General features: G+C 51.1%; 19 protein-coding genes and 1 tRNA gene. 12 read left to right on the forward strand and 8 right to left on the reverse strand.

The annotated features are described in order from the left end of the window. The first annotated feature begins 26 nt into the window (after positions 1–26). The 5 genes from INP79_RS11265 (at position 27) to INP79_RS11285 (ending at position 3866) form a co-directional block, all read left to right on the forward strand. On the forward strand, positions 27–389 hold the full coding sequence (locus INP79_RS11265) for a PilZ domain-containing protein (protein WP_140003602.1): 363 nt from the start codon (positions 27–29) through the stop codon (positions 387–389). A gap of 39 nt (positions 390–428) precedes the next feature. Further along, positions 429–1205, forward strand: a complete 777-nt coding sequence (locus INP79_RS11270) for a TatD family hydrolase (RefSeq protein ID WP_194754346.1) — start codon at positions 429–431, stop codon at positions 1203–1205. Next, entirely contained in the window at positions 1196–1960 is a 765-nt protein-coding gene (locus tag INP79_RS11275; protein ID WP_194754347.1) for an MBL fold metallo-hydrolase, read from the forward strand. Before INP79_RS11270 ends, INP79_RS11275 begins: the two co-directional genes overlap by 10 nt. Positions 1961–2070: 110 nt before the next feature. Beyond that, positions 2071–2439 carry a hypothetical protein gene (locus INP79_RS11280; protein WP_370583260.1) on the forward strand — a complete coding sequence of 123 codons (369 nt, stop codon included), beginning with the start codon at positions 2071–2073 and terminating at the stop codon, positions 2437–2439. 284 nt (positions 2440–2723) lie between these two features. Continuing rightward, the gene (locus tag INP79_RS11285; RefSeq protein WP_194754348.1) at positions 2724–3866 is read left to right on the forward strand and encodes an MFS transporter; all 1143 of its coding nucleotides are present in this window, start codon (positions 2724–2726) and stop codon (positions 3864–3866) included. A gap of 8 nt (positions 3867–3874) precedes the next feature. Here INP79_RS11285 and INP79_RS11290 read toward each other — a convergent pair whose 3' ends face one another. Genes INP79_RS11290 through INP79_RS11300 form a run of 3 tightly spaced genes read right to left on the reverse strand, consistent with a single transcriptional unit; the run spans position 3875 to position 9446 of the window. Next, on the reverse strand, positions 3875–6943 hold the full coding sequence (locus tag INP79_RS11290) for an efflux RND transporter permease subunit (protein WP_228519892.1): 3069 nt from the start codon (positions 6941–6943) through the stop codon (positions 3875–3877). A 17-nt stretch (positions 6944–6960) separates the two neighbouring features. Next, on the reverse strand, positions 6961–8145 hold the full coding sequence (locus INP79_RS11295; protein WP_194754349.1) for an efflux RND transporter periplasmic adaptor subunit: 1185 nt from the start codon (positions 8143–8145) through the stop codon (positions 6961–6963). Positions 8146–8168: 23 nt separating this feature from the next. Then, positions 8169–9446: a TolC family protein gene (locus INP79_RS11300; protein ID WP_228519894.1), complete on the reverse strand. Its 1278-nt coding sequence runs from the start codon at positions 9444–9446 to the stop codon at positions 8169–8171. Positions 9447–9608: 162 nt separating this feature from the next. Between INP79_RS11300 and INP79_RS11305 the strand changes: the two genes are divergently transcribed. The 3 genes from INP79_RS11305 (at position 9609) to INP79_RS11315 (ending at position 12672) form a co-directional block, all read left to right on the forward strand. Continuing rightward, positions 9609–10268, forward strand: a complete 660-nt coding sequence (locus tag INP79_RS11305; protein WP_194754351.1) for a response regulator transcription factor — start codon at positions 9609–9611, stop codon at positions 10266–10268. Then, the gene (locus INP79_RS11310) at positions 10265–11602 is read left to right on the forward strand and encodes an ATP-binding protein (protein WP_228519895.1); all 1338 of its coding nucleotides are present in this window, start codon (positions 10265–10267) and stop codon (positions 11600–11602) included. The genes INP79_RS11305 and INP79_RS11310 overlap by 4 nt, the downstream gene beginning before the upstream one ends. 104 nt (positions 11603–11706) lie before the next feature. After that, on the forward strand, positions 11707–12672 hold the full coding sequence (locus INP79_RS11315; RefSeq protein WP_194754352.1) for a hypothetical protein: 966 nt from the start codon (positions 11707–11709) through the stop codon (positions 12670–12672). Between the two features lie 797 nt (positions 12673–13469). Here the strand turns inward: INP79_RS11315 and INP79_RS11320 are convergent. Together INP79_RS11320 and INP79_RS11325 are read right to left on the reverse strand one after the other, a co-directional pair. Continuing rightward, positions 13470–14531: a DMT family transporter gene (locus tag INP79_RS11320; RefSeq protein ID WP_194754353.1), complete on the reverse strand. Its 1062-nt coding sequence runs from the start codon at positions 14529–14531 to the stop codon at positions 13470–13472. Positions 14532–14801: 270 nt separating this feature from the next. Next, positions 14802–14886, reverse strand: a tRNA-Leu gene (locus INP79_RS11325). A gap of 35 nt (positions 14887–14921) precedes the next feature. On the opposite strand from INP79_RS11325, the gene rnr reads away from it, so the two are divergent. The 3 genes from rnr (at position 14922) to INP79_RS11340 (ending at position 20086) form a co-directional block, all read left to right on the forward strand. After that, positions 14922–17402 carry a ribonuclease R gene (gene rnr / locus INP79_RS11330; protein WP_194754354.1) on the forward strand — a complete coding sequence of 827 codons (2481 nt, stop codon included), beginning with the start codon at positions 14922–14924 and terminating at the stop codon, positions 17400–17402. Between the two features lie 134 nt (positions 17403–17536). Further along, positions 17537–18298, forward strand: a complete 762-nt coding sequence (rlmB, locus tag INP79_RS11335; protein WP_194754355.1) for a 23S rRNA (guanosine(2251)-2'-O)-methyltransferase RlmB — start codon at positions 17537–17539, stop codon at positions 18296–18298. A gap of 15 nt (positions 18299–18313) precedes the next feature. Then, positions 18314–20086 (forward strand): ABC transporter ATP-binding protein, encoded by a 1773-nt coding sequence (locus tag INP79_RS11340; RefSeq protein WP_194754356.1) that lies wholly within the window; start codon positions 18314–18316, stop codon positions 20084–20086. Between the two features lie 54 nt (positions 20087–20140). Here INP79_RS11340 and INP79_RS11345 read toward each other — a convergent pair whose 3' ends face one another. The 3 genes from INP79_RS11345 to mqo all read right to left on the reverse strand — a co-directional run bounded on the left by INP79_RS11345 (position 20141) and on the right by mqo (position 24253). Next, positions 20141–20680, reverse strand: a complete 540-nt coding sequence (locus tag INP79_RS11345; protein WP_194754357.1) for a hypothetical protein — start codon at positions 20678–20680, stop codon at positions 20141–20143. A gap of 151 nt (positions 20681–20831) precedes the next feature. Beyond that, positions 20832–22613 (reverse strand): adenylyl cyclase, encoded by a 1782-nt coding sequence (locus tag INP79_RS11350; protein WP_194754358.1) that lies wholly within the window; start codon positions 22611–22613, stop codon positions 20832–20834. Between the two features lie 86 nt (positions 22614–22699). After that, entirely contained in the window at positions 22700–24253 is a 1554-nt protein-coding gene (mqo, locus tag INP79_RS11355) for a malate dehydrogenase (quinone) (protein ID WP_194754359.1), read from the reverse strand. 389 nt (positions 24254–24642) lie between these two features. On the opposite strand from mqo, the gene INP79_RS11360 reads away from it, so the two are divergent. Beyond that, positions 24643–25134: a urate hydroxylase PuuD gene (locus tag INP79_RS11360; RefSeq protein ID WP_194754360.1), complete on the forward strand. Its 492-nt coding sequence runs from the start codon at positions 24643–24645 to the stop codon at positions 25132–25134. The last annotated feature ends 75 nt before the right edge of the window (positions 25135–25209 follow it).

Below are 25209 nucleotides of genomic sequence, written 5' to 3' on the forward strand. Positions count from 1 at the left end.
CAGGTAAATATTCTGGAGCTTGGGCAATGACAGACACACTACCACCCGCCGCCGCAAAACCCGGTGTTTTGTCGCTGGCGATTCGCGAGAAAGCAGCCTTGTTCGCCGCTTATATGCCTTTTGTCAAAGGCGGCGGCTTGTTTATTCCGACCAGCAAGCCATTTAAAATGGGCGAAGAGATTTTTATGTTGCTGACCTTGCTTAATGACCCGAATAAGCTCAAGGTGGTGGGTAAAGTCATCTGGATTACGCCGCAGGCAGCGAATAACAAGCCACAAGGCATAGGCATCCAGTTTACCGACAAGGATGGTGGTGCGGAGGCGAAGAAACGCATTGAGACGATTCTTGGCGCTGCACTCAAATCCAGCCGCCCTTCGAATACGATATAGCGCTTATTTAACAGCTTTGAATGAGTTTTGGTTGAAAACATGTTAGTTGATTCGCATTGCCATCTTAATTTTTCAGAACTAGTCCAGAATATGGACCAGGTGCTTGAGAACATGCGCAGTCACCAGGTCGGGCATGCCTTGTGTGTGTCAGTCACGCTGGATAAGTTTCCCGAAGTGCTGGCGATTGCCGAGCAATACCCGAATATTTACGCCTCAGTCGGCGTGCATCCTGATTATGAAGATATTCAGGAGCCCACCGTAGATGGCCTGGTGAGTTTGGCTGATCATGGCCGCGTGGTTGCCATTGGCGAAACCGGCCTGGATTATTTCCGCCTCACTGGCGATCTGGAATGGCAGCGCGAGCGTTTTCGTACCCACATCCGCGCGGCGAAAGCGACCGGTAAGCCGCTGATTATCCATACCCGTAATGCCGCCGAAGATACCTTGCGTATCATGCAGGAAGAGGGCGCGGCTGAGGTGGGCGGGGTGATGCATTGCTTTACCGAAAGCTGGGAAGTGGCGCAGGCAGCAATCGCCATGGGCTTTTATATCTCTTTTTCTGGCATCGTTACTTTTAAAAATGCGCAAGCCTTAAAAGACGTGGCGCAAAAAGTGCCTTTGGATAAAATGCTGGTCGAGACCGACTCTCCCTACCTGGCGCCCATCCCTTTCCGTGGTAAAACCAACCAGCCAGCCTATGTACGCCATGTAGCCGAAGAGGTTGCGCGTTTGCGTGATGTGCCATTGCAGCAGGTGATAGACGCTACCACGGCCAACTTCTTCACTCTGTTCAAACACGCACAGTCATGCAATTAACCATTTTAGGCGTAGGCTCCAGCGCAGGCACGCCTGCCGTGGGTTGTACATGTGCCACGTGTAGTTCAACAGATGCCCGCAATAAACGCACGCGTTGCTCCAGCATGGTGACGCTAGATGATGGCCGCGTCATCCTGATTGATACTTCCCCGGATTTACGTCAGCAGGCCTTGCGGGAAAACATGCGCCGTGTCGATGCGGTGCTGTATACCCACACGCACGCGGACCATTTGCATGGCATTGACGATCTGCGAGCATTTTGCCAGATTAACCGTAGCCAGATTCAGCTATATAGCTACCCTGAGTCTATTGCACATATCCAGGAAAAGTTCGGCTACACCTTGCGCGATCCCATTCCGCAATATTGGGACTTACCCGTTTTGGCCGCCCATGTGGTCGAGGCACCATTTGAAGCAGCCGGACAATGGGTGACACCTATCCCTGTCATGCATGGCAAAATTCGTATTTATGCCTACCGTATTGGCAATCTGGTATACATGACAGACGTTTCTGAGATCCCGGAAAGCTCTTATGCCTTGTTGCAGGGCGTGGACGTATTGCTGATTGACTGTTTGCGCGAACAGCCGCATCCGACCCATATCAGCGTCGAGCAATCCCTGGCCTTGATTGCGCGTATCGGCGCCAAACGCAATGTCTTGATACACATGACACACGAGCTGGAATACCAAGCGTTACAGGCAAGGATGCCCGCCAATGTGCAAGTCGGTTATGACGGCATGCGCATTGATTTTTAATACGCGTTTGAATATGCAGACTGCCCACAGTCAACCGATATCAGTGATAAAGCGTTATACTCACATAAAAAATAATTTGCTATTTTGATTTTGGATAACAGGAATTAAACATGAAGTTATACGCAAGAATGTCCGCTGCGATGGTCGCCACCTCATTACTATTCGCAGCCACTGCCGCGTTTGCTGGCAAGACCTATGATGAAAACGAGTTTATCAGCGGTTTTAGCGGCAAGCCAAAAAAACTGGTCATCGAAAAGCTGGGCCAACCGTTTAAAAAGCAGCAGTCAGTCAAGCCAAGCAATGCCAATAACATGATAGGCAACATGGGCAAGCAGCAAGATAACTCCAAGCCGGTGCAGGTTGAAATGTGGTATTACAAAAACCTGGTGAGATACGATGACAAAAACACGTATAAAGAAACTGAAGTGACTTTTGTGAATGACCGTGTGATGAATATCGGTTTTTTCAATAACCGTTAATTGCGCCGTCATACTGAAAAAGCTGTGTAGTGATACACAGCTTTTTTTCTGTCTTCTTGCTGCTTGCCATCTCTGTGTATTTCCACAAAATCTGTGGATAACATGGTGGATTGCGTCTTGGTAAAGTCGGTAAGTACATGATTCAATGAGCCTTTGCTCAGATGTGCGTTTTTTGAACTTCGAGCAAGGGCGCGGTTCCAAGTGGGTGTTTTGCTTGTTTTGTCAACTCAGCGCACATATTTTTTTACTATTGCCGGGATGACTGGATTTTCTTCAGAGGTTAGATGTTTGCTTTAGATAGTCATGCAGCCAGGTTAGCTACCCGGCTGTCATTTTTTGTCGGCGGGTTTGGCCTTTCTTGCTGGGCGCCTTTAATTCCCTTTGTGCGTGCGCAGTTACAGTTGGATGCTGGCGTATTAGGCAGCTTGTTGTTATGCCTGGGCTTAGGCTCGGTCTTGGCCATGGTGGTAACGGGGGCGATCAGCGCCCGCTATGGTTGTAGGTCCATCATTGCACTCAGTGGCTTTTCACTGGCGGTCACGGTGCTGTTGTTGCCGCTTGCACAAAACACACTGCAACTTGCCGCGATTTTATTGTTATTTGGTGCTTCGCTGGGCTCGCTGGATGTTTCCATGAACCTGCATGCGGTTGAGGTTGAGAAAGCGTCTCAGCGTTCCCTCATGTCTGGTTTTCATGCCATGTTTAGTGTTGGTGGTTTTGCCGGGTCTGCCATCATGACCTTGATGCTGGCCATGCATATGAGCACTGCCAGCAGTGCGCTGATCGCTGCCATCTTGTTAGTCCTGTTGATGCTTGTGACCTGGCCACGCTTGGCACAGACCACCCAGGGCGAGCATGGGCAGTTTTTCTCAGTGCCCAGAGGTATCGTGCTCGTCCTGGCTTTATTAACCGGTATTGCCTTTTTAGTCGAAGGCGCCATGCTGGACTGGAGCGCCTTGCTGATCACTGAGTCAGGCCTGGTACCTACAGCGCAGGGCGGCCTGCCTTATATTGTGTTTTCTATTGCCATGTTGAGTGGCCGCTTTTGGGGGGGTGCACTCAGTCAGCGCCTGGGTGACCGTATATTGCTATTGTGGGGCGGTGCCATTGCTGTGTTCGGGATGGTGGTCGCCGTGTTTGCCCATACGCTGCCCATGGCATTGGGTGGTTTTGTGCTGATAGGCGCAGGCGCCGCCAACACGGCGCCTATCTTATTCAGGCTTGCCGGTGCACAAACCGAAATGCCAACCGGCCTGGCGGTCGCTGCCATTTCCACTGTCGGCTATTCAGGCGTGTTGCTCGGGCCTGCCCTCATCGGCTTTGTGGCGCAACAGCTTGGCTTGCCGAATGCATTTATCATGCTGGCCGTGTTGCTGTCACTGGTACCATTATGTGCCTGCCTGATTACCAGCAAAAAGCCAGGTTAATCACACGGTTAAGCCTGCTGCGTATGCTCGCCTGAGTGAAATATCAGGATCAGTGCAGGCAGTAACACCAGGTTGACGACCATGGCCGCCAGCAAACCACAAAAAACCACCACCGCCAGAGGGTGCTCAATTTCATAGCCAGACACCGGGCCTTTGAGAATAATCGGCAATAAGGCCATGGTGGTTGCCAGCGTGGTCATGCTGATGGCGCGGAAACGGTCTGATACGGCGTTGAGCAATACCTGAGGCGCCGATATGCCAGCTATCAGTCTGAGCTGCTGGTAGCGGGAGATCAGCAAAATACCGTTGCGTGCTGCAATGCCCATGACGGCGATTAAGCCTATCATGGCGCCTAAGGACATGACGCCACCAATCAACCAAATACCGACCAGCCCACCTGCGACGGCAATAGGTAGCACGGCGAACAGGATGGCCGTCAGGCGTAGCGAGTTGAGGCTCATCAGGATCAGTAAAAACACCACCAGTAATGCGAGCAGGGCGTAGATCACCAGGGTCAGGCTGGCCGTTTTCTGCTCGGTGTATTCGCCCATAAACTTGACATAATAACCGTCAGGCAGCGCTAGTTGCTTGACGCGCATTTCTACCAATTGCGCAACAATGCCGATATCCTTGCCAGCCACATTGGCGGCGATATCAATCTTTCTTGAGGCACCTTCGCGCTTGATTTCGTTTGGCGTCGGCTGTACATAGACATCGGCAACATCTGCTAACGCCATCACCGCACCACTAGCGCTTTGAATGACCATCTGCCGCAGTGCCTGTACGCTATCCTGTGCCGGCGTCTGGCTGATCAAGCGGACATTAAAGCGGGTCTGGCCGACATACACTTCGCCTTGCAATTGGCCTTGTGTCATCAAGGCCAGCGCCTGTTTGATGTCTGTTTCGGTGAGGCCATAATGGTCGGCAGCAGCGGCTTTCAAGCGGACATGAATGTGTGGAATCAAAACCTGCGATTCGACTTTGAGATCAACGAGTCCGTCAATATCGGCAATTGATAACCGGATGCGTTCGGCTTGTTCGCGTAGATGATCCAGGTCATTGCCGAACAGGCGGATGACGATACTGGCACTATTGCCAGACATGACTTCTTTGGTGCGTTCTTTCAAATAGGTTTGCACATCGGTAAAAATACCTGCGTAGCCAGCAATGGCCTGGTTGATTTTCTGCATGGTCGCGGCATAGTCCACGGTGGGCGAGATGCTCACCCATAGTTCACCAAAATTAGGGCCAACGACTTCATCAGCCACTTCGGCGCGGCCAATATGCGAACCCAGGTTGCGTACGCCATCTATCTGCATCAATGCATGGCTGGCACGCAGGGTCATCGCCTTCATCTGTGCTATAGAAGTGCCTGGGCGCTCAACAAAGTGCATGAGAAAGTCAGTTTCCTTAAACGCAGGCAAAAATTCAGTCCCCAAAAAGGGCAGGGTAGCCAACATGCCACACAAAAACAGGCAGGCGCTGGCGATGATGGTTCTGGGACTTTCCAGGCGGCGTTGCAGCCATTGTTGCAGGCGTGCTGGCATCGCGGGGGTGTGCTCAGATGGTTGGCTGCCATGATTGAGAAAACAATAAGCCAGTACCGGCGTCACAATCAGTGCGACCAGTAAAGAGGCTGAAATTGCCAGCAAATAGCCATAAGCCAGTGGTTTGAAGAAAGCACCTGCGATTCCTTGCAGGAAAAAAACCGGGATAAATACCGACATGACAATCAGCGTGGCATAAATGACCGAACCACGGACTTCATAGGAAGCTTGTGCAATGACCTTGATCAGCGATTTGGGTTGTGCCAGTTGCCGATTCAGCATGATGGCGCGCAAAATATTTTCCAGGTCGATAATGGAGTCATCAACGACCTCGCCCAAGGCAATCACCAGCCCAGCCAGCACCATGGTGTTGATGCTGACCTGTAGCCAGGTCAACAGCAGGATGGCAGTGACCAGCGACAGGGGAATCGCCACCAGGCTGATGATGGCTGCGCGTGGATGACGCAGGAATAAAAACAGGATGATTGCCACCAGGCCAATGCCTAATACCAGTGCCTGTTTCAGGTGATGCAGTGCCTGCTCAATAAATGTCGCTGGCCTGAAAATAGACGCATCTACGTGAATGCCATGCAAGGCAGGTTTTAGTTCGGCCAGCGCACGGTCTATGTGTTGGGTGACACTCAGTGTATTGGCGTCAGGATGTTTTTCTACAATCAGCAACAGGCCGTCACCCTGGTTAATCACGGCATCGCCAATCGGCAAAGCGTGACCCCAGGCCACGTCCGCCACCTGTTCCAGTTTAACCGGGATCCCAGCATTGGACCAGCCTACTGTCATGTGCAGATAGGCTTCTTTGTCCAGTGTGGGCCTGTCATAAGCGACGGCCAGCCGTTGCTGAGCAGTATCCAGATAGCCGCCGCTGTCAGGGCGAATCGCCGATATCAGGCGCTGGCTGACCTGGTTAGCAGTCAATTGGTGCTGTGCCAGCTTGACGGGGTCAAAGCGGACTTGCAACTCCTGGTCGCGCAACCCCCAAATGGCCACATTAGCAACGCCAGGGATAGCCATCAGGCGTGGGCGTATGGTCCACAGTGCTTGGGTACTGAGTTCGGCGACAGAATGCTGTTTGCTGCTTAAGCCTATTTTCAGTACGCGGGACATGGATGATAACGGCGGCAACATGACCGGAGGCTTGGCGCTGGCAGGCAATCGTTGCCCGGCCAGTAACAGTCTTTCCTGTACCGATTGACGGGCCTCGGCCAGCGGGGTGCCTTGTTCAAACAGCATCAGGACAGAGGATAAGCCGAGTACCGATTTTGAGCGCAAGGTTTTCATATGCGGAATGCCGTTCATGGCATGCTCAAGCGGGATAGAGACCAGTTGTTCGGTTTCTACACTGGAAAGGCCCGGGGCTTCGGTCTGGATTTCGACCTTGACTGGCGCAAACTCCGGAAATACATCCATCGGCGTCTCGGGGATGGTTTTATAGCCTGCCAGCATGAGCAGGGTTGCCAGTACCATCACCAGGTAGCGGGCCCTGATGGCGCGCATGGTCATTCTTTTCAACATATTAAATCCTGTTGTATTTAGTGGGTGTAGCCGGTTTCAACGGCAAACAGTTCCTGGGCGCCCTGGGTGACAACCTGCTTGCCGACCAGGCGTTGGTCAGAGAGGACGCATGCTTGCGCATTGGCGCGGGCGATAAATACCTGCTGGCGGCTAAAATGGGTGTCATCCAACTGCGAATACAACCAGGTATTGCCATAGATATCGACAACCGTGGCAGCGCAGGGCACGCTGGCTCGCGCTTGCTCCCCAGCGCGTTGTGGAATCTGGATGGTGAGCCGCTGCAAAGGAACGATGTCACCCTTGGCCTGCAAGGTATAAACCAGTTTGCGCGTGCCTGTCAGGGCATCGCCTTCCTGTGGGGCTGCAACGGGTTTCAGGGCGTAATCCGCCGAGATGCCTGGTACACCCGCCAGCCAGGCTTCGGCACCGAGATTGAGTTGGCCGACTTGTGCATGAGGTACATAGGCAGTGACCCACAAACGGCCCTGTTGCGCAATATCGACCAGCTTGGCACCAGCCACCATGAGCTGGCCCGGACTAAAGTAAAGGTTGCTGATCACACCATCGTTGGCGGCTTTAATGGTGTAGTTGCCTGCAGAGCCTTGTTCTACCGCTTGTTTTAACAAATCACGTTTTTGCATGGCGGTACGTGCATTGGTTTCTGCAATCGCTACATTCGCTTGTGCGTCATCCACGGCCCGTTGGCTGCCGACACGCTGTAGCCATAATTGTTTGGCACGGTTGAGCGTCAGCATATGCGCAGAAAGTTGTTTTTCTGCCGCCTGTAATTGTCCTTCTGCATCGGCCATGCTGGTAATCAGGCTTAACCTGGCTTCGGGCGTGACAACTGGCTGTATCGTAAACAGCGTTTGCCCGGCTTTGATCTGGCTGCCAACCTGCAATGGTTTGCCTGCGTTGAACACGACATAGCCACTCATGGGCATGCTGTAAGCAGCCAGGGCTTCTGGTGCCAGGCTGGTTTGTGCCGGAAAGCTGAGCGTGCTGGACTGGCGGGCAAGCGTGATGCGGCTGGTGGTCAGCCCCAGTTTTTTAATCGCTTCGGCGGGCAGGCTGACCTGGTTCAACTGGTTTTCAGAGATGCTCTTCTCCGCGGTGTTGGCCAAGCCAGATGCGAATAGCGCAGTCACTAATAACAAGGCACGTGCCTGGTGTCGGTTAAACAAGTGGTGGGTAATGTGCATGAGGAATCACTTTCTATAGGGAATCAGGGACGTGGCTGGGCATGACTGGTGCTGCGCATCAAGTCTGACCAGCTACTGACCAGGTCGGCTTTTAACTGCGCTTCACGCAGTTGCAGGCTGAGGTAGCGTTTGCTGCTTTCCAGGACGGTTAAGTAGGCAATATCGCCATCGTGATAGGCGCGTTCTGCATACTCTATGGTTTGCTGAGCGTTTGGTTGCAGTTGGCTGTGCAATTGCTGCCACTCTTGGCAATCGCGCTGGTATTTAAGGTGTGCCGTATTGATTTCCAGCGATGCTTTCATTTTGATGGCCTCCGCGTCATGCTGGGCTTTTTCAAACTCGGCATCCGCGCGCTGGCGTTGGCCCTGGTTTTGGTTAAACACTGGCAAGGTGGTCCTGATGGCGGGCGCCAGCACATGGCCATTGGTTTGACCACTGGTGGCATCTGCCACGACTGCCGTGCCCAACCAGTTGTATGCGTTAAGTTGTTGTTTGGCTTTGGCGGCCGCCATATTGGCTTTAGCTGCGAGGATATCCGGTCGGCTGCTGAGTGCTGTCGCTTTTAGTTGTGCAATGTCGACTGCGCTGCAGGCCGGAAGTAGTTGTGTGCTGAGGGAGAGTGTTTTTTCGCCCTCCATCCAGCCCAGCATATGCATTAACTGGGTGTGGGCCAGTTGCACATCGATGTCGGCCGCCTGTAAGTCCCTGGCAGCAAGCAGCGCCTCATTCTGTGATAACAAGGTTTCTTGCGCACTAATATCACCCAACTGTTCGCGGGTATGGGTCAGCTCGGCAATCGTCTGGTTAAGCTGCAAGGCCTGTTTCAGGCGGTCACGCTTCTCATTGGCAATCACGGCTTGTGCGTAGGCCAGGCGGGTATCGCGAATCAGGGTGAAGCCAGATTGCATCAACTGATACTGGGTCGACTGTGCCTGTGCTTGCATTTGCTTGACGCGGATCGGTCGTAGAAAAATGGCTTCAATTGGAAAGTCGATGGCATAGCGGTAAGGTTTGTTGGCCGCACTAAACGCATAAAATAAAGACGGATTGGCAATTTGATTAGCCTGTTGCACATCTGCGTTGGCCATATCAAGCTCACTTAGCTGTGACTTGAATGCAGGATTTTGCTTCAGTGCCAGCAACACCGCTTCATATTCAGATAAGGTCGTTGTATTGCTTGCCTGGTCTTGGCCGCGATTGGCTTGCAGCGTTGAGTCTGCGGCAACAATATTGTCGACGAGTTGTGCTGGCCGCAGCGTTTGTGGTGTTTGGCAGGCAGCCAGCAGCAATGCGATACTCATGCATCCTGCTTGCTTGAAATGATTGGGCATGGATAAATCCCTGTGAATGATGACAGGGTTGCATCATGCTCGTGTTTTCTTAAGGCAAACTTAAGCCGTTTTTTAAGAATACCTTAAGCTAGTATGGTTAGAATGACAGCATTCAAGTAAAAGGATAAGCCGTTGAAGTTATTGCTGGTAGAAGACGACCGCATGATTGCTGAAAGCCTGCAACAGGCCATGCGCGCGCATGCGATTTACTGGGCGCCAGATGCTTTGCAGGCAGAGGCGGCGCTGGCTGGTGAAACATTTGATGCCATGTTGCTTGACCTTGGCCTGCCTGGAAAGTCAGGCATGGCGTTGTTATCTGCGTTAAGAAAGGCAGGCAATGTGCTGCCTGTCATCATTATTACTGCAAGGGATGCTATTGAACACCGTATTCAAGGCCTGGATGCAGGCGCTGATGATTATGTATTAAAGCCTTTTTCTGTAGAGGAAATTGAAGCCCGGCTGCGCGCTATTTTCAGGCGCAAAGAAGAGCGCCATTCCAACCAGATACGGGTCAATGACGTGGTGCTGGATATCGCCAGTTATACTTTAAGCATGGGTGATATTAGCCAGCGACTGTCCAGTAAGACGTTTGCCATCATGCATACGCTGATGTCGCAGCCCGGCATGATTTTTTCAAAAACACAATTGGAAGAGCGGCTGTATGGCTGGGGTGGCGAAGTCGATAGTAATGCGGTGGAAGTGCATGTCCATACCATACGCAAAAAATTTGGCGCAGAGATTATTCAAACTGTCCGTGGCATAGGCTACGCATTTCCTGGCCCAAAATCATGATGCGTTCCATCCGGGCCGAGCTGGCCATTTACCTGTCGATTGCCATTGTTTGCATTATTGGCTTGCTGTCATTTTTATCCTACCAGTCAACAGCGGACGAATTGGGCGAGCTTTATGATGCCAATCTGCAGCATTTGGCCGAGACCATGATCGGTAGCGACCAGATTGCCAACCTCACAACACGCTATGATACAGCCAAAAATAATATTCCATCCAAGGTGCGTGGTGAGCAGGATTACCTGATTCAACTACAGCAGCAAGGCAAAGTGATTTACCAGTCGCACCAGCGTGCGTTTGACGTCAATACGTCACGGGACGGGCTATCAACACAATCGGTGAATCAAAAACGCTGGCAGGTATTTGTTGCCAAGCGAGGAGCTATCACTTGCGTTGTCGCACAAGACTTTAAACTCAGGCAACGTACCATCCGTGAAGTCGCCATTCACTTGATTCTGCCGCAATTACTGATTGTCCCGTTTCTGATTTTGGGGGCGCTGCTGGTCATCCGCAAAACGTTTAAACCCTTGTTGCAGCTGTCTTCTGAAATTGATGCACGGCGTGCAGACCAGTTGGAGCCATTGGCAATTGCCCAGCCCCCCGATGAATTGAAGCCGATTATTCAGGCCCTGAATCGCTGGATGCAAAGAGTCAGTGATGCCATTGCCATGCAAAAACGCTTTACCAGCGATGCAGCACACGAGCTGCGGACGCCGGTGACGGCCCTCAAGTTGCAAATCAGTGCCATGCAGCATGATGATCAGGCGGCACTAGCGCATAGTCTGCAACAGGCACAGGGCGGTGTTGCACGCATGGAGCGCCTGGTACACCAGTTATTGACCCTGGCGAAAGTGGATCCCGATGCCAGGCAGCAAGAGATGCAATCTTTTGCTTTAAATCCTTTGCTGATCAAGGTGTTAAATGATTTAAGTCCGCTCTATCGCAAGAAACAGCTTGATATTGGCTTCACGCGTGCCGATGAAGTGACGATGACTGGCCTGCCAGGCGAGATTGAAGTGCTGCTGAATAATATTATCGTCAATGCCATACATTACACGCCTGCACATGGGGTGATTAATCTGTCGCTCACAGCATTAACGGATGGACTGCGATTAGAAGTTGAAGACAGTGGCCCAGGAATAGTGCCTGATGCCCTGGAAAAAGTATTTGACCGCTTTTATCGTGCAGAGCAATCAGAGGTGACAGGCTCGGGCCTAGGCCTGGCAATCGTCAAGGAAATAGCTTTGAAGCATCAAGCTAGCGTTCGCCTTGAGAATAAACCATCCCAGAGCGGATTAATTGTCATTTTTGAATACAGGGTGCATTCATCACAGTAAGACATTAAGTCTCCTTTTGATTGATAAAAAATGTAAACATAAAGACAAACAAATGTTAATATTTGTATTGACGTTTGTTTTTATTTTTGTTTAGGAGAGTATTGATGATGAAGCATTCCCTGATGACCACCGCCGTTTTATTCGCCTTTAGCAGCGTTGCATCTGCTGCACCAGTGACTGTCAGCGCCGATGCCGCAGATGGATATGGCATGTATCTGGATTTAAGTGCCCATGTGGCGGCAACAACCAACTTCTTCCCTGTCGGTCCAGTGACGGTGGGTACGGCAACTGTTGGTATTAAAACGCCGGTCGCGCTCGGTGACATCAGTGTCGCAAGCGCGGGTACACCGATCCCAACGCAAACAAACTCAACGCTGAGCCTCGGCTTGAGCACAAGTGGGGCTGGTAATGGTGTGTTATCTAACTTGAACCCGATCTTGGCACTGCTGATGCCGACGCAAGCGGGATCAGCCACTTTTTCAGCTTCTGGGGCCTATCTTGAAAACTATCCTGCGCCTGGATCAAATAGCGCCATCGGCACTGGCAGTGTTGAGAATCTGGATCTTCATGTGTCTAGCGCGCTGGCGCTGAAAGCCGATTTAATCAGTTCAATATCCACAGTCACGGTGAATGAAAGCACGGGCTTGTTCACGGCAACTGGGGATAGCACGTTTACGGGTGCCAGTCTGAGCATTCTGGGACATTCGATTGACCTGGCAGCAGCAGCCTCGGGCGGCGTTGATTTGGATCTCGGGCCGCTGGGGCATGCTTCCATCTGGGCCAATGAAAGTAAATACTGGGCAGATGGCGTGGTAGCCAGCAATTGCAATGGCGCAACATTCAGTTGCGCAGTGCAAACCAATGCCTTAAGCATTACGCTGGATGATATTGGCATTAACTCACTGGGTCTGCTAGGCGTTGCTAACCTGTCAGCCACTACCGACTTGTGCATTACGGTTGGACATTCCTATGCATCACTGACGGTGACCCCGGTGCCAGAGGCGTCTGCATCTTTGATGATGATGCTCGGCCTGGGAGCGCTCATGGCACTTTCACGTCGCCGCATGTAGTTGACCTTGAGATTATAAAAAGCCCCCTAAATGCAGGGGGCTTTTTGTTTTACCAGCATGTAAAGCGAATACAAGTGGTTACCTGAAGCAGGTTCTTATTGCAGACCTAGCATGCTTCAATCAATCGTACTGCTCGCTTAGTGGTCGTGATTGCTTGGTGAGCATGAGCCACATGGAGGAGGTGGAGGTGTGCATGGACAAGGTTGCGGTGTACAACCACCATTGTAGCCACCGTGATAACCGCTTTGGTACCATGAAATAGGGCCGTAATTGAGGCCAGGCTGATTGAAGTAACTGAACACGCTGCCCATGATAAAAGGGCCGGTTGCGTAACCGGGGAAAAATTGTGAGCCGCCAGAAACGTTTTGTGTTTCAGCTTGAGAAAGTTGATTGATAGCCATAATTTACCTTTTTGAAAAATTAACATTGATTCAGCTTGCAGATGTATGCGACTACTTGCTGAACTGTCTTAAACGTCATTGCTACGCGCAGTTGAATCGCGTGTCTTTCTGACGTAATACACTTCTTTGTTGCATGGGTGAAGTGTTAATTAATGTTAATTATAAACTTAAATTAAAACAAGTTAATTTTAAGGGAGGGGGGTATAGTTGGTACTTAACGCACTGATTAGCGTGTCAAAATGGCTTAAGGAGGCGCTGCCATTAAATCAATCGTGTGTTTTTATAATCTGCACAGTGCCGTTTTATTACTTATTAAATTAGACGAACAAGCCTGCTTTGTGACATTGAAACCTGAATCCAGTGGCTGGCTATGCATTATTCTGCGATTTTATTTGGCTAGTGCTTATGTTGATGGTGTATATCAGGAAAGTGCGGATGGCTGTGGCTTAATGTTGTATGTTGATGCGGGTGTACATGAGGCTCAATCCCATCCCAATCGAAGTCATGTATATGCTGATGATGTTCGTCGTGAGTATGAATATGTTTATGTAGTAATGCTTCGTGATGATGCGCATGTGCATGATGTTCGGTTAAATGAAGCCATACACCAATCATCATGAAGCCTGTTGCCACCCAGAATAAAGCATCTGGTTGTTCATGTAATAACACAAAAGAGCAAATGACGCCCGCAAACGGGGCCACAGAAAAATATGCGCCAGTCCTTGCTGTGCCGATGTGGCGCAAGGAAATGACAAACAGTACCAGGCTGACCCCATAACCCATAAAGCCAATAGTGGCGGCACTTATGCCGATAGGTAAACCGGGGAACTTGTTACCAAGGCTGAGCGCGATCACTAAGTTCACAAAACCAGCTGCTAAGCCTTTGATACAGGCAATTTGTAACGCATCGTTGGCCGATATTTTGCGAGTGAGATTGTTATCAATTGCCCAGCAGGCACAAGCACCTGCAATCGCCAAGGCTCCCCATGGAAAAGCGGCATTCAGCTGTTTTGGCCACGATAACAGCAGGCTGCCAAGAACGATGCAAACCATCCCAATAAAGATACGTTTATCAAAATGCTCCTTGAATATGAACCAGGCGAACGCTGCTGTCAGTACGCTTTCAAGGTTGAGCAATAGTGAAGCCATGGAGGCTGGCGTTGATAGCAGTCCTTGCATGAGTAATGCTGGCCCAAGCATGCCTCCAGAGATGATAGCGCCTGCTAGCCAAGGCAAGTCAGATAACTGGATGGCGTTTTGTTCTTGATGACTGCGTTTGAACAGTCGAGTGATGCCGTACAGTATAAATAGACCAAACCCGCTGCCTGCGTACAATAAACCTGCAAGCATTTGTGGTGAAACGTCTCTGACTAGAAGCTTGGCAACAGGAGTTGCCAAGCCAAACAGAATGGCAGCTAATATGGCATAAATCGCATCAGGATGTATTTTTATGAGCATATTTACCAGTTAACGCAAGATTGGGGGCCTAGAGTCAGTCCATTCAGTGAATTTTACATGATGGAACTAAAGGTACTGGAGTGGCATTGTAGCCAAGAGTGTCAGAAAGAGAAATTTTCGTTAAATCAGGAATGAAGTGGAAAGGGTGTTAAACTTGCTTCATGTTGATTCAAAAAACAGCCAGGCAAAATCTTTTCGGTACACGTTTTTGTACACAAAAAATATCAGTTGCTTGGGAGTCTAATTTGGCGCAGCTTGTGAGCTGCTTGATGGTGCCCAGAAGAGGACTCGAACCTCCACGTCGTTAAACACTAGTACCTGAAACTAGCGCGTCTACCAATTTCGCCATCTGGGCTAAAGAAGCTGTGCATTTTAAAGGAAGAATAAATATTGTCAACCAGAAAAACGAAAAAATCCCTGCGTGCAAATGACCCGCAGGCCCAGCGTGAAGCTGAGTTATACCAAACACCATTGCCAAGTCGCGAGTTGGTGTTGCAGTTATTGTCAGATCAGGGTGTTCCCCTGAGTGCCGACCAGATTTATGTGTTGCTCGACATCAGCCATGATGAACGAGATATTTTTAACCGCAGGCTGGGGGCCATGGAACGTGATGGCCAACTCATGCGGAATCGCAAGGGCGCATTTTGCCTGCCAGATAAGATTCACTTGATTGCAGGCACCGTGTTTGGCCATACCGATGGTTATGGTTTTTTAGTCCCCGACGATAAAACCAAGAATCCAGAAGATATTTTCCTCGGCCCCAAGGAAATGACCATGGTTATGCATGGTGACCGTGCCATGGTGCGCCTGGCAGGTGTGGACCGTAAGGGCCGCCCAGAAGGCAAGCTGGTTGAGGTACTGGAGCGTGCCAACAAAACATTGGTCGGTCGCGTGATTCGGGCGCAAGGCGTGACGATTGTTGCCGCAGAGGATAAGCGCATCAGCCAGGATGTGTTGATTCCTTATCATTTGGATATGGATGCACAGGTCGGCCAGATCGTGACTGTTGAGTTGACGGAGTATCCCTCTTCGCATTCCAGCCCGATGGGCAAGATTGTAGAGATTTTGGGTAACTATGCTGATAGTGGCATGGAGATTGAGATTGCCTTGCGCAAGCATCATTTGCCGCACCAGTTTAATCCTGCAGCGGTCAAGCAGGCTGAGGACTTTCCCAGAACCGTGCAAGCTAAGGATTACAAAGGCCGCAAGGACCTGCGTGACCTGGCATTGATTACCATTGATGGTGAAACGGCGCGCGACTTTGATGATGCCGTGTTTGCTGAGCCGCAAGGCAAAGGCTGGCGTCTGGTGGTGGCGATTGCCGATGTGAGTTTTTATGTGCAGCCTGGCGATGCGCTGGATAAAGATGCTTACGACCGCGGCAACTCGGTGTATTTTCCTCGCCGCGTGATCCCTATGCTGCCAGAGGCGTTGTCTAATGGCCTGTGTTCACTGAACCCGGATGTTGAACGCTTGTGCATGGTGTGCGATATGCAGATCGATGGCCAGGGCGTGGTCAAGCAATACCAGTTCTATCCTTCTGTCATGCTGTCTAAGGCGCGCATGACCTATACCAAGGTCGCGGCCTTGTTGCAGGGCGAAGACCCTGCACTGGCAGAAGAATACGCCTGGCTGTTACCGCATGTGCAAAATTTAAACAGCTTGTTCAGATTGATGCTGACCCAGCGCGAAAAACGCGGTGCGGTGGAGTTTGAATCGACCGAAACCATGATGGTGTTTAATGATAATGGCAAGATCGACAAGATCGTGCCTGTAGTGCGCAATGACGCGCACAAGCTGATTGAGGAATGTATGTTGGCAGCTAACGTCTGTGCGGCCGACTTTTTGCTGAAAAATGAACAAACCTGTTTGTTCCGCATCCACGAAGGCCCGACACCTGAGAAACTGGAAGCCTTACGCTTGTTTATGGGCGAGTTTGGCTTTGGTGTAGGCGGCGGCGAGAATCCAAGTGCCAAAGACTATGCCAAACTCATGCAGCGTATCAAGACACGGCCAGATGCTCAGTTGTTGCAAACCGTGATGTTGCGCTCTATGCAGCAAGCGGTGTATAGCCCGGATAATGTCGGCCACTTTGGCCTGGCTTATGAGGCTTATACCCACTTTACCTCGCCGATTCGGCGTTACCCGGACTTGCTGGTGCATCGTGCCATCAAGGCTGTGGTAGAAGGCAAACGTTATCAAGCCAAAGACTGGCATCAACTGGGGGTGCATTGCTCGATGACCGAACGCCGTGCCGATGATGCCACGCGTGATGTGACCAACTGGCTGAAGTGTTTTTACATGCAGGATAAGGTTGGTGAGGTATTTAGCGGCACGGTGGCTGGTGTGACCAGCTTTGGTTTGTTTGTGGCGCTGGATGAGGTCTACGTTGAAGGCTTGTTACACGTGACTGACCTCGGCAATGACTATTTCATTCATGATAAGGCCCGCCACGAAATGGTGGGTGAGCGTACAGGTGTACGTTACCGCCTGGGTGATCGTTTAACCGTGAAAGTGGTGCGGGTTGATTTGGAGACTTCGCGTATCGACTTTACGCTGGTTGGCGCCGTAGAAGGCTCGGCAGAGGTGGAGGGTGGATTATCCGCTGATGACGAGAAGACGGCTGGTACAAGAGGCCGGTCTGCTAAAACGGCAGGATTGAATACGCCTGCTAAAGCAGCGCCAGCGGCTTGGGCCAAGCCTGCGACCATAAAAGCCAAACCTGCCAGTGCCGGTGCAAAATTACCGCGTAGCCAGGGCGATAAGCCCACGACAGGCAAAGCGACAGCAGGAAAATCACGCTCAGCCAAGGATAAAGGTCGCCACTCGGCACAAAAAAATAAAGGCAAACCCAAGGCAAAAGCACGATAATAGCGCCTGAGGTTAGTTTGTTATTTATTCGCGCAGTGCGTAGCAATATTAAAATGTTGCTGGGCCTGCGCGATTCGTGTTTTATCTTTTGCAGATGAGTTGGCAAAAGTCATTAAGAAAAATTAGGAGTCACTATGTCAGAAACCCGCATTCTGTTTGGTTTTCATGCGGTGTTGAGTCGCATGCGTCAGCATGGCAGCAGCATTCAGGAAATTATTATTGATCAAGACCGTGTCGATGCGCGTATGCGCGATTTACTCGACATGGCAAAGTCGCAAAATATTCGTGTTATTCAGGCCGAGCGTCATCGTCTGGACGGCTTTATTGGTGCGCATGGCCGCCATCAGGGCGTCATCGCCCGTGTGGTGGAAACGCCTATGCCGTACAAAGATATCCACGATGTGCTCGAGTCAGACCTCGATGAGCCACCATTTTTCCTGATTCTAGATGGCGTGCAGGACCCGCATAACCTGGGTGCCTGTTTGCGCGTGGCCGATGCCATGGGCGTACACGCGATTATTGCGCCTAAAGATCGTTCTGTTGGCCTCAATGGCACTGTGCGTAAAGTCGCCAGTGGTGCGGCAGAAACTGTGCCGTTTATCTCAGTCACCAATCTTGCCCGCACCATTCGCGAATTGAAAGAGGCTGGGGTATATATCGTCGGCACCACCATGGATGCCCCTGGCTCCTTGCATAACACCAAGCTGGAAGGCCCGATCGCACTCGTCATGGGTGCTGAAGGGGATGGGATGCGCCGTTTGACCCAGGAAACTTGTGATGCACTGATCACTATCCCGATGTTCGGTTCGGTACAAAGCCTGAACGTCAGTGTTGCCAGTGGTATTGCCTTATATGAGATTCGTCGTCAGCGTGTGTTGGCTGGCGGCAAAGCTTAATTTCCGGTCGTTGTGATGTTGACCTTGCGTGATTTGTGGCAGCAGCTACGTCTGCAATCCCGGCGCTTGTGGCTGGGGCAGTGGCTGGCGTTTATGGGCGCCGTTGTGGCGGTGCCTATTCCCTTGCTGATGCCCTTGCTGGTAGATGAAGTACTACTCCATCAGCCCGGCAAGCTCACGCAATTCATGACATGGCTGCTGCCGGCGGATTCGCTGGGGCCGATTGCCATCATTCTGCTGGTGACGCTGCTGACCATGAGCTTGCGTCTGGGTAGTGTGCTGCTGGGCGTCGCCACCACGCGTATTTTTGTCGGCCTGTCCAAGCAGGTGACGCTGGGCGTGCGGCAGACACTGTTAGACAAACTCTCCCGTATCCGCATGCAGGTTTATGAAAGCCTGGGCGCAGGCCAGATCACGGCACGCTTGCTGACGGATATTGAAACACTGGACAAGTTTCTCGGGGAAACCATTGCTAAAGTACTGGTGGCGGTCCTCAGTGTTATCGGTGTGGCCGTCGTTTTACTGTGGATGCACTGGCAACTGGCACTGATTATCCTGTTGTTGAACCCGTTTGTAATCGGGCTGACCATGGTGCTGGGTAAAAAGGTTAAAGTGTGGAAGCAGCGTGAAAATAGTGCCTTTGAAATGCTGTCACAATCTGTCACGGAAACGCTGGAAGTCATGCAGCAACTGCGTGCCAGCAACAGCGATAAACGTTTTCTGGATAAAGCCAAACAGGCTGCCGAAGCGGTGAGGGCTGCGGCGACGGCTTCCGGCTGGAAATCAGATGCTTTATCACGGTTATCGTTTGGCGTTTTTCTGTTTGGCTTTGAAATTTTTCGCGCAGTGGCAATGCTGATGGTGGTGTTTTCCAACCTGTCTGTTGGGCAGATGATCGCGGTGTTTGGTTATTTATGGTTCATGATGGGGCCTGTGCAAGAGTTGTTGTCAGTGCAAGTATCTTATTACGCCGCCAAAGCCGCGTTGGGCAGGATTAACCAGGTACTGGCCGCTGACGAAGAGCCGCATTATCCCGCACAGGTCAACGGATTTACCACACATAGCCCGGCGGCGATTCGTTTGCAGCAGGTCACGTTTGCCTATGGTGAAGGCAGCCCGATTCTAGAGGGTGTGAGTCTGGATATTGCACCGGGCGAACAGGTGGCGCTGGTGGGCGTATCGGGTGCAGGCAAATCCACCTTGGTGCAATTGCTGCTTGGTTTGTATGCACCCAGTCGTGGTCAGATTTTGTTCAACGGCCAGGCCATTGAACAATTGGGCTATGCACAAATCCGCGAGCATCTGGGCGTGGTGTTACAACAACCCATGCTGTTTAACGATAGCGTGCGGCAAAACCTGAGTCTGGACCAGTCTTATGCGGATAATGCTTTGTGGCAAGCGCTGGAGGTCGCGCAGTTAGCACAATTTGTCCGTGATTTGCCAGAAGGGTTGGACACCCAACTGGGGCGCAGCGGCGTACGCCTGTCTGGCGGCCAGCGTCAGCGGCTGGCGATTGCACGCATGATGCTCAAGCAACCGCAAATCGTGATTCTGGATGAAGCGACTTCGATGCTGGATACACACACTGAAGCTTTACTGCATCAAGCCATGCGCACATTCTTGCGTGGACGCACCACCATTATCATTGCCCATCGCTTATCGGCGGTGAAAGAGGCTGACCGTGTGCTGGTATTTGACGGTGGTCGCATTATCGAAGAAGGACAGCATGAGACGCTGGTACAACAGGCGGGTAGTGTGTATCAGCGGTTGTATGGGCAGCAGGGATAGGTGGTATTGATTAACTGGGGCAGTTCCTATGCAAACATTCGATAAAAATGACACTCAGTCCTGAAGCTTTAAAGCGTTCGCCAGCGAAATAATTGTCTTGTCTAGATCTGAGTTCGTGATCTTTGGTAAATCCTTGCTTAGGATTGAGTGAAGTCGCCAAAACTCTGTAATCGTTCCCAAATTTATGGCGAAGGACGACTGAACCTCATGTTCGACCAACTCTCGGCGAGCTTGAATCAGCAGCTTTGATAACAGTGGATAACGCGCGATTAGCACAGAGAAGTACGGATGGGCAACTAAGTCGCCGAGTTCCTTCAGGATTGCCTCTAATTCCCTCACATACATTTTCTTCGCCATTGTATCGTTCTTGATCAGCTTCGTATTTTGGTCGAAGGCGTTGACGACATTTAGAAAGTAGCGACGAACGAGTTCGAGCATCCGGAGTCTGCCTTGGCTGGACTCCCGACGGATCGCATAAACAGCTGTTACGTACGCAACCACAATCGACAGAATGATTGATGAGACGGGGATATAAATGTCTTTGATTGAGTCGTACATATAGCTCTTTTCGGCTTCCCATTTTTTAGTAGCCATCCCAATGATGGCGTGTAAACGAGCGGTGAGTTTTCCAACTGTATTGCAGCTTAGTCTGTTTTTAGACTCTGCGCCAAAGAAAACTGCTTAAAATATAATTTACTTGGGACGGAAGATGCCTAAACTACAGTTAGTTATATTGCGCTTGTATTTATGGCATGCGTGACACTTCGTGACCAGGTTTCGCAGTTTCACCAATCGCATTCAGCACATGCGTAATCTCCCCCGTCCCGCCTAGTGAAACGCTTGTGACGTGGCTAAAGTGAATGTTGGGGTTGATCGGAGCCTCAATCGCGCTATTGAGTTTGACTTCTGGGTTTTCGTTAAAGAAGCAATAGACTCCCATGCCGATGGCCGTATGATTTTTGACGTGATCGCCCACTTTGTAAGACGCAAAGCCATTGACACTACCATTCATCCAGCTTTGCTGATCAGGCACATCATAAGGTGCTTCGCTCTGGTAGAAATAGACCGCGCCATTGTCGCCGTTCCACACCGTCTGGTAATCATGGAAGTGCTCTACAAACAAGCCATACATCGTCACATCATCACCGTTGACGACGATACCGTGCTTGGTTTTATTGCTGGCCCAGCCAATACCGTTACCGTGATCGCCGCGCCATACCCACAAGTTGTCACCAATCACATGATTGCTGTTGATGATGACGCTGTGCGTGGCATTGCCAACGGCCGCGCCGCCTACCCTGAAAAATACATCATGTAAGGTCGTGGGGTTGTTGGCGTGACTGGCCGTGCCCTTGTGATCGCCTATTTGCAGCAAAACGTCAGAATTCTTTTCACCGGCGTCGAATAACACGCCGCCCAGTTTTACGCCGTCCACATCGGCAATCGACAGGGCAACATTACCCGCCACCGGTTTCAGCGTGGCGATGCCCAAGCCCAGGACGACGGTATTCGGCTGTGTGACTTGCAAAGGCTTGTTCAGCGTGTAAATGCCTGGTGTTAGCAGCAGGTGCTTGCCGCTGCTTAGCGCGGTGTTGATACTGTCTGCAGTATCAACCGCCGCTTTGGCAATATAAAACTGCGACAGCGGCAAAGTTTCACCTGCTACGTGTGCTTGTTGCCAGGAGATGCCTTGCGTGTCGGTATGCAAGGCAGGCACGAATACCTGGTAAGCCCCTGTGCTGTCTATGGTGAGAAAGGGTTTTTCACGCACAAGTGGCGTTTTCTCGACCACCGTGTAAGGCGGGGTAGGCCAGTGCTCACCATCTGGTGCATTTTTAACGCCCACAAACACCATATTCCAGTTGGCATTGGTCCAGCTGCCAACGGTTGAATTTCTGGTCAACCACTGTTGCTGCGTGCCTGAGTTGATTTGCTGATCAATCAGGCTGTCAGCAATAAAGCCGCCGCTGGACCAGCCACCATTATCGTCTAGCAACATATTGCCGCGTACATGAATACGGCGCAGGGGCGCAGCTTGTGACACCGCCCATTGCATGGTGCCATTGTCTGGGGTCACCGAAAGGTTTTCTACGCTGCGCCAGAAGTTTTGCGTGGCATCCTCTTCATGCCAGCGGGCTTCAACCTGGATGCCACCTTGTAGCATCACATCATCAGGAAACTGTCCCAAGCCCAGCAGTTGCGTATAAAAGCCGAGTTTGACTTTGTTGTGGTAGACGCCAGGCTTGAATAGGACGGCATAGCGTTCAGGGCCAAACTGGTTGGCTTCCTGCTGCTTGAACAGGCTGCCCAGTTTGTTTTGGATCGCGTCCGGCGACATGCCTGGATCCAGAATGATGACATTGGCACCAAAGTTAGGTGTCACCGGTTGCGCCTTTTTGGCATCGGTTGCCTGGCAGCCAAGTAACAAGAGGGCGGCAAATCCAGCGCCGAGCATTTTAAATGTTAAAGAGTCTGGCAAAAAAGAACGCATAAACAGGGAGCTTTCAATCGAAATCATTTCATACATGACCGCAACACGGCCTATGAAATTCCATTTTTTTCATTTTCTATACATTGCCGGGTGTGTGTGGCAATACGATGATATGCCATGGTCTAGCCCAAGTTCAGGGTGCTTAATGTGTCGCTGCGCACGCGGGCGAGTAAGCTGGCATCGTCAATCAGTGATTCACCAAAAGAAGGAATCAGCGCTTTCAGTGCGTCTTGCCATTCGCTGCTTTGCATACGGCTGGCAAAGCAGCGTTGCAACACATCCAGCATGGCTTTTACGCTAACCGAAGCACCAGGTGAAGCGCCAAGCAGGGCGGCTAAGCTGCCGTCGGCGCTGGCAACAATTTCGGTGCCAAATTCGAGCTTGCCCCAGTGTTGATGGCAGCGCTTGATAATTTGTACGCGTTGCCCGGCATGCGCTAACTGCCAGTCAGCACCATTTGCTTCAGGTAAAAACACGCGTAAGGATTCCATGCGCTGCTCGTGGTTCTGAAAGACTTCTTTAATCAGGTATTTGGTTAAGTCGAGATTGTGGCGGCCAACCCCGAGCAAGCTTTTGATATTTTTCAGTTTGACCGATTTGGCCAGGTCAAAGCGCGACCCTTGTTTAAGGAAGCGCGTGGTAAACCCGGCATAAGGGCCGAACAGCAATGCTGGCTGGCCTTGTATCATACGCGTGTCCAAGTGCGGCACGGACATCGGTGGCGCGCCGACAGCCGCCTGGCTGTAGACTTTTGCATGATGGGTGTTAATGAGTTTGGGATTGTTGCAAATCAGCCATTGGCCGCTGACCGGGAAGCCGCCATAGCCATGTGCTTCCGGAATGCCAGATTGTTGCAACAAAGGCAGTGCGCCGCCACCAGCACCTAAAAAGACAAATTTGGATTGATAGGTTTGTGTATGGCCTGAAGCTAAATGCTGGATATGCACTTGCCAGCTGCTTTGTTCGCGTTGCTGTTGTTGTTTGAGTTTGGTGACGCGCGATTGCGTTAGTAAGGTGAAGTTCGGGCGTGTTTTTAAATAGGCAACCAGTTGACGTGTCAGGGCGCCAAAATTCACATCCGAACCATGTGCGACACGGGTAGCAGACATTTTTTCGGCAGGCTGGCGACCGGCCATCATCAGCGGCATCCAGTCGCTTAATTGACTGGCCTGGTCGCTCCATTGCATCTCGGCAAATAGCGGGTGCGCTTGTAATGCCTCAAAGCGTTTGCGTAAAAATGCAGCATCACTTTCGCCCCAAACAGCACTTAAGTGCGGCACGCGCTGAATAAAATCAGCCGCATTTAATACGCCTTCTTTGACCAGGCTGGACCAGCATTGCAGGGAGACCTCGAATGCCGCGTTAATTTCAAGTGCACGACGAATCTGAATGTCGCCATGTTTATCTTTGGGGGTATAGTTGAGCTCACAATAACCGGCGTGACCGGTCCCGGCATTATTCAATGCATCTGAACTTTCGAGGGCAACATCATCGAGTTGCTCTACCATGCAAATATGCAGGGTTGGGTCGAGCCGATGTAGCAGAACTGCCAGCGTAGCGCTCATAATGCCGCCACCAACCAACAATACATCGAGATCAGTTGTTGCCATGGTTTGTGATTCCCCCGTGTTGAGGCGCCTGGATGTCAAACGCACAATCATAATGCCGCCGCGCATTATAATATAAATCGAAAAACACGCTGCATAGACGACATTGAATCGCCTGCAAAGCCGCTGCAATCGCGATTGCACGAACTTGTCAACAAAAGGCTTTTGCGGTAATCTCTGACATTCACCAGAAATGGTTTAAAACTAGAAAAAAACGAATCCTGACTTGAAGTTAGGGCAAACAGTTCGCAAGCCTCATTGTGTTTTGATGCGGGTGTTGTAATGCGGCAAGTTTCCCCTAAACGTGGCAAGTAGTCAGGCTCACTATGGAACACATGATTGGGGTGCGTATGAAAAATCCGCTGGAATCAGTTGTCGGGTCCGTCATTTCAGGGTTGCTGTTAACCCTGGCTCTGGTTTTTTTCCTTAAAAATTTCATTGTGGCAGGGGGCTGATCCATGGAACTGGTACCAGCATTCGCACGATGGATACATTTTCTGGCAGGCATTACCTGGGTCGGCCTGCTTTATTATTTTAACCTGGTACAAATGGCCGGCCTGAAGGCTGCCGCTGCGGATGGAACAGCCGCCGGGATTAATAAACATATTGCCCCACGCGCCTTGTTATGGTTTCGCTGGTCGGCTGTCGTGACTTGGCTGGCCGGTGCGGCTTTGCTGGGGCCGCATTTTGTTGATGCTTTTGTATTGCGTAACGGATTTGAGTTGATAGGTGTGGGTGCCTGGCTGGGTACGATTATGCTGTTTAATGTCTGGGTACTGATTTGGCCCAACCAGAAAAAGATTCTGGGTATGGTTGCCGCTGATGATGTGGCAAAAAATAAAGCGCGACGTGTGGCCATGCTGGCATCACGTACCAATTTGATGCTCTCCTTGCCCATGCTGTTCTTTATGGCCAATGGACTCAGTCATCGTGCAGTATTAGGTTTTTAGCGGGTTTAAGGCGTTTACGGCGGCTTAAGCCGCCGTTTTTGTTTTTTGAAAAAGGGTTTGAAATGCATTCGGAAC

It is taken from the genome of Methylophilus sp. QUAN (genome assembly GCF_015354445.1).
Classification (GTDB): Bacteria; Pseudomonadota; Gammaproteobacteria; order Burkholderiales; family Methylophilaceae; genus Methylophilus.

Excerpts from the sequence above, each read along its gene's own strand:
- INP79_RS11315 (WP_194754352.1), top strand. The coding sequence starts at position 11,707 with ATGATGAAGCATTCCCTGATGACCACCGCCGTTTTATTCGCCTTTAGC.
- INP79_RS11265 (WP_140003602.1), top strand. The coding sequence starts at position 27 with ATGACAGACACACTACCACCCGCCGCCGCAAAACCCGGTGTTTTGTCG.
- INP79_RS11290 (WP_228519892.1), bottom strand. The coding sequence starts at position 6,943 with ATGTTGAAAAGAATGACCATGCGCGCCATCAGGGCCCGCTACCTGGTG.
- INP79_RS11345 (WP_194754357.1), bottom strand. The coding sequence starts at position 20,680 with ATGGCTACTAAAAAATGGGAAGCCGAAAAGAGCTATATGTACGACTCA.
- INP79_RS11280 (WP_370583260.1), top strand. The coding sequence starts at position 2,071 with ATGAAGTTATACGCAAGAATGTCCGCTGCGATGGTCGCCACCTCATTA.
- rlmB (WP_194754355.1), top strand. The coding sequence starts at position 17,537 with ATGTCAGAAACCCGCATTCTGTTTGGTTTTCATGCGGTGTTGAGTCGC.
- INP79_RS11270 (WP_194754346.1), top strand. The coding sequence starts at position 429 with ATGTTAGTTGATTCGCATTGCCATCTTAATTTTTCAGAACTAGTCCAG.
- INP79_RS11360 (WP_194754360.1), top strand. The coding sequence starts at position 24,643 with ATGGAACTGGTACCAGCATTCGCACGATGGATACATTTTCTGGCAGGC.
- INP79_RS11340 (WP_194754356.1), top strand. The coding sequence starts at position 18,314 with ATGTTGACCTTGCGTGATTTGTGGCAGCAGCTACGTCTGCAATCCCGG.
- mqo (WP_194754359.1), bottom strand. The coding sequence starts at position 24,253 with ATGCGCGGCGGCATTATGATTGTGCGTTTGACATCCAGGCGCCTCAAC.
- INP79_RS11320 (WP_194754353.1), bottom strand. The coding sequence starts at position 14,531 with ATGCTCATAAAAATACATCCTGATGCGATTTATGCCATATTAGCTGCC.
- INP79_RS11275 (WP_194754347.1), top strand. The coding sequence starts at position 1,196 with ATGCAATTAACCATTTTAGGCGTAGGCTCCAGCGCAGGCACGCCTGCC.
- INP79_RS11310 (WP_228519895.1), top strand. The coding sequence starts at position 10,265 with ATGATGCGTTCCATCCGGGCCGAGCTGGCCATTTACCTGTCGATTGCC.
- INP79_RS11295 (WP_194754349.1), bottom strand. The coding sequence starts at position 8,145 with ATGCACATTACCCACCACTTGTTTAACCGACACCAGGCACGTGCCTTG.
- INP79_RS11285 (WP_194754348.1), top strand. The coding sequence starts at position 2,724 with ATGTTTGCTTTAGATAGTCATGCAGCCAGGTTAGCTACCCGGCTGTCA.
- INP79_RS11350 (WP_194754358.1), bottom strand. The coding sequence starts at position 22,613 with ATGTATGAAATGATTTCGATTGAAAGCTCCCTGTTTATGCGTTCTTTT.
- INP79_RS11300 (WP_228519894.1), bottom strand. The coding sequence starts at position 9,446 with ATGAGTATCGCATTGCTGCTGGCTGCCTGCCAAACACCACAAACGCTG.